We start from the raw sequence: 13,215 nt of genomic DNA, 5'->3' as shown, positions 1-13,215 counted from the left end.
TCGATCCGATTGTCTCAATGGTTGGGTCCGAACAGCCATGCAGCAAGCTGGTTCAGCAGCTGACGCAAGCCATGGTCTGCTTCAATGCAAAGGCTCGCATGATTTGATGTCAGCTGCGGTGTGCCGTTTCTCGTAGTGAGTTCGATCGTGCGGCGCTGATCATCGTGCCGCGCAGCAACCTGCCTGGGACGGCCCAGCAACAGGGCTACCGGCCCGTCACCCATGCTTGTTACCGGTTGCCGCCGCGGCGCGTCAGGTGCAGCCCGATGCACCGGGGTGAACAGTGCGTTGGCTTCGCCGACGGTCAGCATGTTGGCACCCATGGTGTCGAAGCGTCCCTCGTTCAGTGCTTCCCTGGCAATGGTCGCCAGATGCGCCATGGCCGCCTGCATCGGGCCGCATCCCAGACTGATGCGACGCACGCCGGCACGCTGGAGTTCGGCAACGCTCGGTGCACCGGGGTAGCCCGTATAGATGTTGAGGGGTACCGGAATCGAACTTGCAAGATCGGCCATGTCGTTCAGGTCAGCAAGCCCCGGCACAAAGATGCCGTCGGCACCGGCTGCGGCATAGGTAAGGGCGCGCGTCCGCGTTTCCTCCAGCCGCGTCTTCGCGTCCGTACCGGCGACAAAGTAGGCATCGATACGCACATTGATGAAGAGCGGCAGGCCTCGATGCTCCGCTACGGAGCGGGCGCAGGCAATGCGCTCGCTCAGGATGCGAGGATCGGCAAGGGTGTTGGTGCCTGAGACCACGCCATCCTCGATATTGATGCCCACCGCACCGAGTTCGATCAGGGCGCCAACCAGGCCGCCGGTGTTGCTCGCCGTCTCGCCATAGCCGCGTTCGATATCCACGGTGAATGGCACGGAGATCACGTCGCTGATGCGATGGCAAGCTTCCAACAAGACTTCGACAGGCACCTGTTCGCCATCTTGATAACCCAGCGCCCAGGCCATGGCGGCGCTGGAGGTGGCAATGGCCTCCGCGCCGGCCTGCTCCACAATGCGGGCACTGGCGGCATCCCATACGTTGGGGAGCACCAGCGGGCTGGACTCAGCGTGCCGCTGGTGGAAACGTTCCGCACGGGCGATCTGTTCGCGGTTCATGGCTTTCGTCTTATGCAGCGCCCACCCTGCGGGGCGTGTGTAGAAGACCATGCAGGCCGCTGCCGCCGCTGTCAGAATCTTTAGTCGCTTGACCGACGGCACAGGCGGCGGGAAATCCGGTGGACTAAGCTTGTGCTTCTGTCGCAAAGCGCTCTTTCGGGTACAGAAAGCATGTCGAACTTTCGCTCCGACGTACTGCTGGCCACTGAGTCGTTGAAGCTGCGCCGCGTTCAGTGCGGTGGTGAATGCCGTCACCGCAGCGCGGAGGAGTGCGCCGCGGCCACCCAGCTAGTCTTTCCCTATCGCGGTGTGTATCTGCGACATCTTGGGTCGGATCAGGCGGTTGCCGATGCCAACCACGTGCTGTTCTTCAATGCACAGGAGGGGTACCAGGTCAGCCATCCCGTGGACGGTGGTGATGCCTGCCTGTCCCTGAGCCTTGATGAGTCACTGCTGGCCGAGCTGACACCCCAGTCCTTGGTGCAGCCAGGTGGCCGAACTGCGTTCCGTCGTCAGTCATTGCGTATCGACGCGCGAGCGCAGGCGCTGGTAGCACTGCTTCGGCACACCTTGGATAACGGAGCCATCGAACAGTTAGAAGCTGAGGCGCTGGTGCTGACACTGGTAAGTCGTAGCCTGGGACCGCGCACGACGCATGAGTCGACCTCCACTCACGCGCGACGACGCCTCGCCGACCGGGTGAAGTTGTTGCTGGCCAGCGACCTTTCGCGACGTTGGACGCTGGCCGACATCGGCAAGGCCATCGGCAGTTCGCCGGTTTACCTGACGCAAGTATTCCGTCAGGTTGAAGGCATACCGCTGTATCAGTATCAGTTACAGCTACGCCTCGCCCGCGCGGTAAACATGATGGACGAGTACGAGGATCTCTCGGCCCTCGCGGCTGAACTGGGATTCTCCAGCCATAGCCACTTCGCCAGCGCCTTCCGTCGCGCCTTCGGCAGGTCGCCCACCGAGTTTCGCCGCTCTTCCCAGGTTGCGGACAGCTAAAGAATTCGACAGCGCACCTGTGCCCGCACATGGTCTTCTTGGTTCACCCAATAGGGGTAACCAAGGAGAATGGACATGAGCGAAAAGACCTGTGCCGTATGCGACTACCCGCTGGATGGCAATGCGATCCATGTGACCATCGGCGGTCGCGTGGTCGAAGTATGTTGCGAGGAGTGCGCCCAGAAGCTGCGCGAAGCCAACGCCAAGGGAACACCCTGACGTGAGCCTGCGCATGCGCTTCGTCTTTGTAGCGATGGCGCTTGGCATGTCACATCTTGCTTTCGGCGCCGAGGATCTCTCGGCGCCGGACCTCGTGGTAAGCCACATTGAAGCGCTGCTACAGGGCAAGTACGAAGACGATGGCGTGGACAGGGTGGCGCGGGTGCTGGAGATCGAGAAACGCATCGGCGCCTATCGCGCTGCGCAAAGCAGGGCAGCGTTTGTGTACCGGATCAACGCGGACCTCCGGGTGGCAACCCGGGATGAGCGCCTTTGTGTGAGCGAACAATCCGTTCCGACGACGGCTGATGCGCACGAGTACGACCTTGGGACGGGTTTCAAGCTGATCGTGCCGGTGGCCAGCATTTGGTGATGTGCTGCTTTCTGTGGCGAACACCCGCCATCGCCCGACGGATGTACGATGTGCCATTGCCCACTCGCTTGCCAAAGATCATGGCGACCAGCCCGGCCAACAGCTTGATCCTGGAGTCCACACTTACCTGCCCGGAGTGTGGCCATCAGGTCACCGAAACCATGCCTACCCATGCCTGCGTGTTCTTCTATGAATGCGCTGGGTGCGGCGTACTGCTGCGCCCAAAGCAGGGCGACTGCTGCGTGTTTTGCTCCTATGGCACGGTGCCGTGCCCACCGATTCAACAGCAAGGAAATTGCTGCGGCAGTCATTGAGCGTTTTGCTGCGAGTGCAGCGCAAAGAGCGTGCTGATGATTGACGACAGGGTTTCGCTGTCGTCGTTGTTGTTCAATCCCCGCTACAGCAAGGCAGGGCATCTCGCATGCCGGCAACGTGCCGACAGCGGAAAGCGTGGCGCGTCGCCCAGGACCGGTGGCAGGTCCTCTCTGGCTACGTCAACGGATTGTCAAACTGGCGTGGTGTTTTCGCCGTTCTGGCCTTCACTTTTGCCGATACCGTAATTTTGCTTAGTACCGCTAAGTAGACCTCCCGTTGTCTCAAACGTGGGGATGAAGGAACTTTGCCGCATGCCTTGCGCATGGGCCGGCACTGTCGAGTGGCTGGCCTACTCGTCGCGCAGCCATCACTGATCGAAAGGGGTTTACTAGGTTCGTATGGTGATCGTTCCTCAATCAAGGAAAGAACCATGAATCACCACCAGCGATCCTTCTGGAAGTCGGTGCCATTCGTATGGCTGGCCGCTCTTCTGCTTTGGGCCAATGCCTGTATGGCAGCCACGGATCCGTTGCCGTCCTGGAGCGACGGCCAGACCAAGCAAAGCATTGAAAGCTTCGTAAAGAGAGTCACGACCAAAAGCTCACCGGATTTCGTTCCACCGGAACAGCGTATTGCTACCTTCGATAACGACGGCACCCTGTGGGCGGAACAGCCGATCTATTCCGAGTTCTTTTTCGTGATCGACCAGGTGAAGTCGCAGGCGCCACAACACCCCGAATGGCAGACCACAGAGCCATTCAAGTCGGCGTTGGCAGGCGATATGAAGGGGCTCGCCGCATCCGGCGAGAAAGGTGCGGCGGAACTGATTGCTGCCACTCACGCCGGCATGACCACGGATGAGTTCGCCCGGCGCGTCAACGAGTGGGTGGCCACAGCACGTCACCCCAGAACGCACCGCGTATTCACCGAGATGGTCTACCAGCCCATGCTGGAGCTGCTCCACTACCTGCGAGACAACGGCTTCAAGACCTACATCGTCTCCGGTGGTGGTCAGGACTTCATGCGCGCGTGGGCCGAAGCGGTGTATGGCGTGCCGCCCGAACAGGTGATCGGTAGCCAGGGTGAACTCACGTTCCAGTTTCGCGAGGGTCACCCCGTGCTGATCAAGGAAGCCAAGGTGACGCTGGTCGACGACCACGCGGGCAAGCCTGTCGGTATCGAGCGCTTCATTGGGCGCAAACCCATTATCGCCTTCGGCAACTCCGACGGTGACCAGCAAATGCTGGAGTGGACCATGTCGGGCGATGGCCCGCGCTTTGCCGGTCTGGTGCACCACACCGACGGTGTGCGCGAGTTTGCCTACGACCGCCAATCATCGGTCGGCAAGCTGGACAAGGCGTTGGACGAAGCCACGGCCAAAGGGTGGACCGTGGTGGATATGAAGAACGACTGGAAAGTGATCTTTCCACCCGAGCAAGCAACCAAGAAATAACACGCGGCTCCCGCCAAGGCGCCGTGTGGAACGACTCGCGTGATCACCGTTGGCTGCCTGGCGCAGTCATGTACATCAGGAGGGTTTCCCATGTTATGGCCGAGGCAGCGTAGTACGTTTTTGAAGTCACTCACCACCGTGGTCACGACGGCATTGCTCGTCATGGCCGCGGTCACCATCCAGCCAACGACTGTGAAAGCGCAGCCGGCGGCACAGGATCAACAACAGGGCCAATCATCGGATAACGGCAAGCCGAATATCCTGGTGATCTTTGGCGACGACGTCGGTCAGTCGAACATCAGTGCTTACACCATGGGCATGATCGGCTACCGCACGCCGAACATCGACAGCATTGCCCATGAAGGCATGATCTTTACGGACTATTACGCCGAGAACAGCTGTACTGCGGGCCGCTCAACTTTCATTACGGGGCAGACGGTACTGCGTACCGGCCTGTCGAAAGTGGGCATGCCAGGTGCACCGGTAGGATTGCAGGATCGTGACGTGACCATTGCCCAGGTCTTGAAGAGCATGGGCTATGGCACGGCACAATTCGGCAAGAACCATCTCGGCGACCAGGATCGCTTCCTGCCAACCAAGCACGGCTTCGACGAGTTCTTCGGCAATCTGTATCACCTCAATGCCGAAGAAGAGCCCGAGCGTCCCTACTGGCCGAGCAACAGCCCCGAGTTTCTTGCCCACTACAACCCGCGTGGCGTGATCCACTCCTTTTCGGACGGCAAGATCGAGGACACCGGTCCGCTCACCCGCAAGCGTATGGAGACCATCGACGACGAAACGACCGGTGCGGCGATCTCCTATATCAAGAAGCAGACAGACGCCAAACAGCCGTTCTTCGTGTGGATGAACTTCACACGCATGCATATCTTCACCCATGTGCGTCCGGAGTTCAGCGGTAAGGCCGGGCTCGGCAAGGGTCATGACTATGCCGATGGCATGTGGGAAATGGATCAGAACGTCGGCAAGCTGCTGAAGACGCTCGAGGACGCCGGTGTCTCTAAAAACACCATCGTCGTATTCACCACCGACAACGGACCGAACTTCTTCACCTGGCCGGATGCCGCGAATACGCCGTTCCGCAGCGAGAAGGACTCCAACTGGGAAGGTGCCTTCCGTGTGCCGGCGATGGTCAAGTGGCCGGGTCACATCAAGCCCAACACGGTCAGCAATACGCTGATATCGGGTCTGGACTGGTTCCCGACCCTGGTCGCCGCAGCAGGTGATGCGGACATCACCAACAAGCTGCTCAAGGGCTCCAGCGTCGGGGGCAAGAATTTCAAGGTGCATCTGGACGGATACAACTTCCTGCCCTATCTGACTGGCAAAACCAATCTCGGTCCACGCAAGGAGTTCTACTACTTTGACGATGACGCCCAGCTAGTCGCGGTGCGTTGGGATCCCATTCCGCCGGGTGCTACCCATCCGGATGCATGGAAGGAGGTGTTCTGTGAACAGCGTGCGCAGGGCGGCCTTCAGATCTGGATGGAGCCGTTCACCTGCTTGCGCCTCGGCAAGCTCTACAACTTGCGCATGGATCCGTACGAGCGCGCCGATATCGGACCGACGACAGGCTACTATCGCTGGATGACGGAAAATGCCTATGTCACGGTCGAGGGTGTGATGGCTGCAACCGTATTCCTGCAGACCTTCAAGGACTACCCACCGAGCCAGCTACCTGCGTCTTTCAACATCGACCAGCAGGTCGAGCGGCTGAAGGCGATGCTGCAGAAGGAGCAGCAGGGTAAGTGAGGTGATATAAGTTGACGGCAAGGACGCCGTCGATGTCATCCGATTCGCAACTGCCCGCCTTGTGCGGGCAGCTTGCGTTTTGACACTGCGTTGTTGCACAGCACCTGATCACAGCAGACGCTGAACGGCCCCAGACATCGCTGCTTCCGTGGATTTGCGTCGTGACGACATCATCCTCCGCCTGCCGCACGGAGGACATCTTCTTGCCGTTACCTCACACCATCAAGTCGCCCTTCGAGTTCGGGCCCTGCACGTTGCTGGTGGCCGGGTTTGTGGCCAGTCGCGACACGACGCGTTGCGGTGAATGGCTACGCGAATCTCCACGTGAAGCCCCTGCGCTGACTCGTGTGAAAGCATTGCCCTACATGAGGGTCAGTGACTACCACTTACTGGGCACCCGTCCCCATGGTTCAGAGGCGCCAGTGGTCCTGCGCCAGCCTAGCGTCGCGTTCAAGGCCTACATCGCAACGGGTTCTAGCGCGCTGTCGCCTACAAGGCGGCTTGGGCAGCCTACGTGCCTCTCCCCGGTATCGCTCTAAGGCCACTGTATTTGGCCGTACAGCGAGCCGTTCATGGCATCGGATCGGTTGGTCTCGGGGCTCCGATGCCATGTGGGGAGGGACATCGATGTTGGCTGCATGCCGCAGTCAAGCTAAACCAGGAGCACCACCATGTTTCGATCATGGAAGCGAAGTACCTTGATGAAATCGCTGGCCTCGGTGATGACGACGGCACTGATCGCCGCCGCCGCGTTCACTATGCAGCCTCCAGTCGTTCAGGCGCAGGCCACTACTAACGACACCGCCAGCAGCAACGAGAAGCCCAATGTCCTCGTCATCTTTGGTGACGACGTGGGCATTTCCAACCTCAGCGCGTACACCATGGGCATGGCCGGTTATCGCACGCCCAATATTGATCGCATTGCCCGCGAGGGCATGATCTTCACCGACTACTACGCCGAGAACAGTTGTACGGCGGGCCGAGCGACCTTCATCACCGGTCAGAACGTGTTGCGCACGGGTCTGTCAAAGGTGGGTCTGCCCGGGGCCCCAGTCGGCTTGCAGGCCCGCGACGTCACCGTTGCCCAGGTATTGAAGTCGATGGGCTACGGCACGGCACAGTTCGGCAAGAACCATCTGGGTGACCGAAACGAGTTTTTGCCGACCAATCACGGCTTTGACGAGTTCTTCGGCAACCTCTACCACCTCAATGCGGAAGAGGAGCCGGAACGCGCCTACTGGCCGAGCAACAACCCCGAGTTCCTTGCCCACTACAACCCGCGAGGCGTGATCCACTCCTATGCGGACGGCAAGATTGAGGATACCGGCCCGCTTACCAAGAAGCGCATGGAGACCATCGACGACGAAACGACCGGTGCGGCGATGTCCTATATCAAGAAGCAGGCAGACGCTAAGAAGCCATTCTTTGTGTGGATGAACTTCACGCGCATGCACGTATTCACCCACGTGAGGCCTGAGTTCGAGGGTAAGGCGGGCGTCGGCAAGGGCCAGATGTACGCCGATGGCATGTGGGAAATGGACCAGAATGTTGGCAAGCTGCTGCAGACTCTGGAAGAGGCTGGCGTTTCCAAGAACACCATCGTGGTGTTCACCACGGATAACGGCCCGAATTTCTTCACCTGGCCAGACGCCTCCAATACGCCGTTCCGCAGTGAGAAGGACTCCACCTGGGAAGGTGCCTTCCGCGCCCCGGCTCTCGTGCGCTGGCCGGGCCATATCAAACCGAATACGGTCAGCAACACGCTGATATCCGGCTTGGACTGGTTCCCGACCCTGGTGGCGGCCGCAGGCGACGCGGATATCACCAACAAGTTGCTCAAGGGCACCAGCGTCGGTGGCAAGAACTTCAAGGTGCATCTGGATGGCTACAACTTCCTGCCGTATCTCACCGGTAAGACAAACGTTGGGCCGCGTAGCGAGTTCTTCTATTTCAATGACGATGCGCAGCTGATGGCGGTTCGCTTCGATACGATCACGCCGGGTGGCGTGCGGCCGACGGCGTGGAAGGTTCAGTTCTGCGAGCAGAAGGCGCCAGGTGGCATGCAGATCTGGATCAATCAGTTCAGCTGCGGACGTGTACCCAAGCTGTTCAACCTGCGCATGGATCCTTATGAGCGCGCGGACCTTGGCCCAACCAACAGCTATTACGCCTGGGCGCTCGAAAACGACTATCTCATGGTGGAAGGCAATCTGCGAGCCTTCAAAATGCTGTCCACGTTCAAGGACTATCCGCCGAGCCAGATCCCGGCATCATTCACCATTGATCAGGCAACCGATGCGCTGAAGCGTGAGCTGCAGCAGAAGCAGTCTAAGTAACGTTTGCGTGGTACGGGGCGGATGGCAACGAGGCTATCCGCCCTCCTTTAAGCGTTGTCATTCATTCTTACTTAAGTAGCTCACTGCGCGCTGATTCCTGCCTATACTCGAGAGGAATCCAGTCCCGCGCGAGTTCCATGCCTGCCATGCATCCTCCCCGTGTTGGAAAACAAAGTTTCGCGGCGACACCTGCCGCTTCATCAAAGGCCATCGCACCTGCGCTGCTCCTGTTCGGCTCCGGCGCGGCCTCGCTGGTTTATCAGCTGCTGTGGATCAAACAGCTATCGCTGGTTGTTGGCGTAGAGGTCTATGCGGTCACCATTGCAGTAAGCGCATTCTTTGCTGGACTTGCCGTCGGCGGTGCATGGCTGGGCAGCAAGGCGGATCGCCTGCAACGCCCCCTTCGTCTGTACGCGTGGCTGGAAGGTGCTGTGGCCCTGCTGGCCCTCGCGGCTACCGTGTTGCTGGCACACAGTGCTGCATCGTTCGCCATTCTTGAGCGACACATCGGCTGGCTGGCGTGGCTGTTGCCGTTTGCGCTGGTCGGCATCCCGGCGGTGGCGATGGGTGGGACGTTGCCGGTACTGGTGCGCGCAAGTGTTCGTGACAGCGTGTCGGGTACAGGTGGGCGCCTTTATGCCGCCAACACCGCTGGCGCTATCGTCGGAGTGCTAGCTGCTCCCTTCGCGCTGATACCCACATTTGGTGTGCTGGGTACAGCGATGGTCGCCGCAACGGTCAACGTGGCGGTGGCGCTAGTGGCGCTGGCGCTGGATCGTCGCGCATTGTCACCGTTACCCACCCCGACGGCGAAAACTGAGCCCATGTCTCGCGGTGCTCGATTGGCGCTGGTTCTCTACGCGGTCGCTGGCGGTATTGCGCTCGGCTACGAGGTCATCTGGTCGCAGACAGTCGTGCAATTCATGAGTACGCGAGCGTTTGCGTTCGCGGTCATGCTGGCGATCTACCTGCTGGGCTTGATGATGGGTAGCGCCATCTACGCGCGCTTTGCCGATCGCGTTCGCGATGGCTGGCTCGCGTTTGGTGTGCTGATCGGCCTGGCCGGGTTGGTGGCGCTGCTGCAGGTTGGCATGCTCGGTGACTGGCTGATCATGCTGCAAAGTCAGGCAGCGGGTCTGGCGACTTCACTCACGGGTAGCCGCTTGGTTGCGATGTCCGCACGTTTTGCCGTGGCGGCCGGTGCCCTGGTGCTGCTTCCCACCTTGCTGCTTGGTGCAGCTTTCCCGGCAGTGCTTCGCCTGTCGTCGCAGCCGGGGCGCAGCGGGCAAGGCGTTGGGTTTGCTGTCGCGCTCAACACGCTCGGGGGCATCGCTGGCACGGCATTGACCGGGTTTGTGCTGGTGCCGGCGATTGGGCTGGTGCGCTCACTGGCATTGCTCGCGTTGGCAGCATCTATCGTGGGCATGGTCGCGGTGTTCATGGGCGCTACGTCAAGGCCGCGATCGCACTGGGCTGTCGCTGTGTTAGCTGTCTGCACACTGGTGGCAGCGGTGCTCACGCCCCCGCAGAAGCTTGCCAACTTGCTCGCCGAAACGCGCGGCGGCGATTTGACTTATTACGAAGAGAGTCGCGGCGGCACCGTGGCTGTACTCGAGCAGGGGCAGGGCGACAATCGCTTCCACCGTTTGTATATCCAGGGCGTGTCTAACTCGGGCGACACCTTGCCATCCCAACGCTATATGCGCCTGCAGGCATTGCTGCCGTTGATCATCCATCGTGGCGAGCCACGCTCGGCGCTGGTGATCGGCTTTGGTACTGGCATCACTGCGGGTGCACTTTCGCAGTATCCCGGGCTCACCACGCGAGTTTGTGCGGAGTTGCTGCCGGCTGTGGTGCGTGCGGCGTCCCAGTTTCAGGGCAACTATCACGCAGGCAGCGATCCGGGCCTGGATGTCCGCCTGCGCGACGGTCGACGTGAACTGCTGGCCAGCAACGAAACCTACGACATGATCACGCTCGAGCCGCCGCCGCCCTCGGCTGCTGGCGTGGTGAACCTCTATTCGCGCGACTTCTATCAATTGGCGGCGAAGCGACTGGCGCCCGGTGGCGTGCTGGCGCAGTGGTGGCCAATACCGACGCAGAACGACGAAGACTCTCGCGCCATGGTGCGCGCTTTCCTCGATGCTTTCCCGCATGCCACGTTGTGGACCACCGAGCTGCACGAAATGCTGCTGGTCGGTTCGAACGATCCGATTGAGCTGAACGCGGCGCAGATCGAGCAGCGCTTCCAGCAACCGGCGGTTGCGAAGGCGCTTGGCGAGGTTGGCGTGGCTACGCCCGCCGCTTTACTCGCTACATGGGTGAGTGATCGCGCGGGGTTGGAGCAGTACGCGGGCAACACGCCTGCCGTAACGGACGACCACCCCAGCATCGAGTACGCCACTTGGGTGCGTCGCAACGAGATTGTTCGCGTGCTGCCGGAGCTGATCGCGCTACATACCGAGCCGCCAGTGCTTGGCGCAAGCCCGGAGTTGACCGAGGCCATGCATCAGCAACGCGACCTTCTTTTCACTTTCTATGCTTCAGGCTTGGCCGCGTATCAGGGTGATCGTGACCAATGGTCCCAAGCGTTGGGGCTGGTGATGCAGGCGGATGGCCAGAACCCGTACTACCGATGGATTGCTGGTGGCGGTCCCTGATCTACCCGCGATGGAGCAGCGAGGACACATGAAAGCGAAAGAGGCTATTTCAACTCTGCAGACGCAGATGGGTACGTCGATCATCGGGCAGCGCGATCTGATCCGTCAGATGGTGGTGGGTCTGCTGGCGAACGGACACCTGCTGCTGGAAAGCCTGCCGGGTCTCGCCAAGACACGCGCGGTCAAGAGCCTGGCGAAGAACCTCGATACCCAAATGCGCCGCATTCAGTTCACGCCCGATCTGCTGCCCTCGGACATCACGGGTACCGAGGTGCTGCATCAGCAGGGCGGCCAGAACGTTTTTCAGTTTCAACCCGGACCGATCTTCGGCAACATCATTCTTGCGGACGAGATCAACCGCGCACCCGCGAAGGTGCAGGCGGCGTTGCTGGAAGCGATGGAGGAAAGGCAGATCACCGTGGCGGGGACAACCCGCAAGATGCCCGATCTGTTCATCGTGATGGCGACACAGAATCCCATCGAACAGGAAGGTACCTACCCGTTGCCGGAGGCGCAGCTCGACCGCTTCCTGATGAAGGTGCTGGTGGACTATCCGGACAAGGATAGTGAGATCAGCGTGCTGGAACTGGTACGCAGCGAGGAAGTAGGTGGCGACGGCGACGCGTCTGCTGTGCAGGCGATGCGGATCGAGCCGGATAGCATCTTTGAAGCGCGTCGGGAAATTCATGCCGTGCATGTCGCGCCCGCCATCGAGCAGTACATCATGGCGCTGGTCGACGCCACGCGTCACCCGGCCAATTTCGACAAGACGCTGGCGACCTGGATTCAGGTGGGTGCCAGCCCGCGCGGCGGTATTGCGCTGGAGCGCACTTCACGCGTCCATGCGTGGATGGAAGGGCGAGGCCATGTGACGCCGGACGACGTGCGCGCCATGGTTCATCCTGTGCTTCGTCATCGTCTTATTCTTTCTTACGACGCCAGCGCCGAAGGCATTCAAGCCGATCAGGTGATCGACAAGATTCTGGAGCTCGTAGCGGTGCCGGCCTGAGCCTGCGGCCATGGCAGACGTAACAGCCAGTGATGTGGGTACGGTGTATGTCACTGCCGCGCATCTCGCGCGGTTGGAGTACGACGCGCGCCGGCTCAGGATCACCCCGCACCGTCCGCACCACAGCATCCTGGCGGGCAGGCATGCATCACGCCTGCGTGGGCGTGGGCTGAACTTCGAGGAGATCCGCGCTTACGTGCCTGGTGACGATATCCGGCACCTGGACTGGAAGGTGTCGTCGCGCGTCGGTCATGCCATGGTGCGCTCGTATACCGAGGAACGCGATCGCCCGGCATTGTTCATCGTGGACCAACGAATTTCGATGTTCTACGGGACGAGCCGCGCCATGAAATCGGTGGTGGCTGCCGAAGTGGCGGCGCTGGGTGCCTGGATGGCTTTCCAGGCCGGCGATCGCGCGGGCGCCGTGATCTTCGACGACGACCACATAGAGAGCATTCGCGCACATCGCAGTCGCACGCGCGTGCAAGCGGTGCTCGGCGCGCTGGCTCGCAGCAACCAGGCGCTGCGCGCCAACAGCCCCGCGCGTATCAATGCCGGCCAGCTGGATGCCGCGTTGCGCGCTGCGCTTCATCTGGCGACGCATGACTATCTGGTGTGCATCGTCAGTGATTTTCTCGGGGCGAATGAGCAGACCATGCAGCTTATTCGCGAGCTGGCGTCGCACAACGATGTGATCGCCACCTTGGTGTTCGACCCTTCGGCGCGCGCCATACCCGATCGCGGCAAGATCGTGGTGACCGAGGGTGAATTGCAGGTGGAGCTGGATTTCGGACGTAGAACCATCCGCGAGCCGCTCAGCATGATGTTCGGTGAGCGCCTGCAGGAGGCGGTGGACTTGGTGCAACGCTGTGGCGTGCCGATGCTGGCCATCGACACCGAGCAGCCCACACTGCTGCAGGTGGCCCGGTTGCTTGGCCATTTTGCGCAGAGGCGGGGGTAAGC

Annotated in this window: 11 protein-coding genes; 10 read left to right on the top strand and 1 reads right to left on the bottom strand. The window is 60.7% G+C overall.

The window, feature by feature from the left end:
* Positions 1–14: 14 nt before the first annotated feature.
* A complete protein-coding gene (locus AC0GUR_RS11620; protein WP_472877635.1) occupies positions 15–1,109 on the bottom strand; it encodes an isocitrate lyase/PEP mutase family protein in 1,095 nt (364 codons plus the stop codon).
* Between the two features lie 171 nt (positions 1,110–1,280).
* Between AC0GUR_RS11620 and AC0GUR_RS11615 the strand changes: the two genes are divergently transcribed.
* The 10 genes from AC0GUR_RS11615 (at position 1,281) to AC0GUR_RS11570 (ending at position 13,213) form a co-directional block, all read left to right on the top strand.
* Positions 1,281–2,117 (top strand): helix-turn-helix transcriptional regulator, encoded by an 837-nt coding sequence (locus tag AC0GUR_RS11615; protein ID WP_472877634.1) that lies wholly within the window; start codon positions 1,281–1,283, stop codon positions 2,115–2,117.
* A 75-nt stretch (positions 2,118–2,192) separates the two neighbouring features.
* Complete coding sequence (locus tag AC0GUR_RS11610) at positions 2,193–2,336, top strand: hypothetical protein (RefSeq protein WP_472877633.1); 144 nt, start codon at positions 2,193–2,195, stop codon at positions 2,334–2,336.
* Between the two features lies 1 nt (position 2,337).
* Entirely contained in the window at positions 2,338–2,709 is a 372-nt protein-coding gene (locus AC0GUR_RS11605; protein WP_472877632.1) for a hypothetical protein, read from the top strand.
* A complete protein-coding gene (locus tag AC0GUR_RS11600; protein WP_472877631.1) occupies positions 2,709–3,023 on the top strand; it encodes a GDCCVxC domain-containing (seleno)protein in 315 nt (104 codons plus the stop codon). Before AC0GUR_RS11605 ends, AC0GUR_RS11600 begins: the two co-directional genes overlap by 1 nt.
* 431 nt (positions 3,024–3,454) lie before the next feature.
* Entirely contained in the window at positions 3,455–4,477 is a 1,023-nt protein-coding gene (locus AC0GUR_RS11595; protein WP_472877630.1) for an HAD family hydrolase, read from the top strand.
* Between the two features lie 90 nt (positions 4,478–4,567).
* Entirely contained in the window at positions 4,568–6,247 is a 1,680-nt protein-coding gene (locus AC0GUR_RS11590; RefSeq protein WP_472877629.1) for an arylsulfatase, read from the top strand.
* Positions 6,248–6,918: 671 nt separating this feature from the next.
* On the top strand, positions 6,919–8,583 hold the full coding sequence (locus tag AC0GUR_RS11585) for an arylsulfatase (protein WP_472877628.1): 1,665 nt from the start codon (positions 6,919–6,921) through the stop codon (positions 8,581–8,583).
* 146 nt (positions 8,584–8,729) lie between these two features.
* Positions 8,730–11,243: a spermidine synthase gene (locus tag AC0GUR_RS11580; protein WP_472877627.1), complete on the top strand. Its 2,514-nt coding sequence runs from the start codon at positions 8,730–8,732 to the stop codon at positions 11,241–11,243.
* A gap of 28 nt (positions 11,244–11,271) precedes the next feature.
* Positions 11,272–12,252, top strand: a complete 981-nt coding sequence (locus AC0GUR_RS11575) for an AAA family ATPase (RefSeq protein ID WP_472877626.1) — start codon at positions 11,272–11,274, stop codon at positions 12,250–12,252.
* Positions 12,253–12,262: 10 nt separating this feature from the next.
* Positions 12,263–13,213, top strand: a complete 951-nt coding sequence (locus AC0GUR_RS11570; protein ID WP_472877625.1) for a DUF58 domain-containing protein — start codon at positions 12,263–12,265, stop codon at positions 13,211–13,213.
* Positions 13,214–13,215 lie beyond the last annotated feature (2 nt).

This window comes from Dyella sp. PARNA 12/25 (assembly GCF_055702865.1).
The sequence above is the reverse complement of the archived record's forward strand: the minus strand, read 5'-3'. Positions and strand labels throughout refer to the sequence as shown.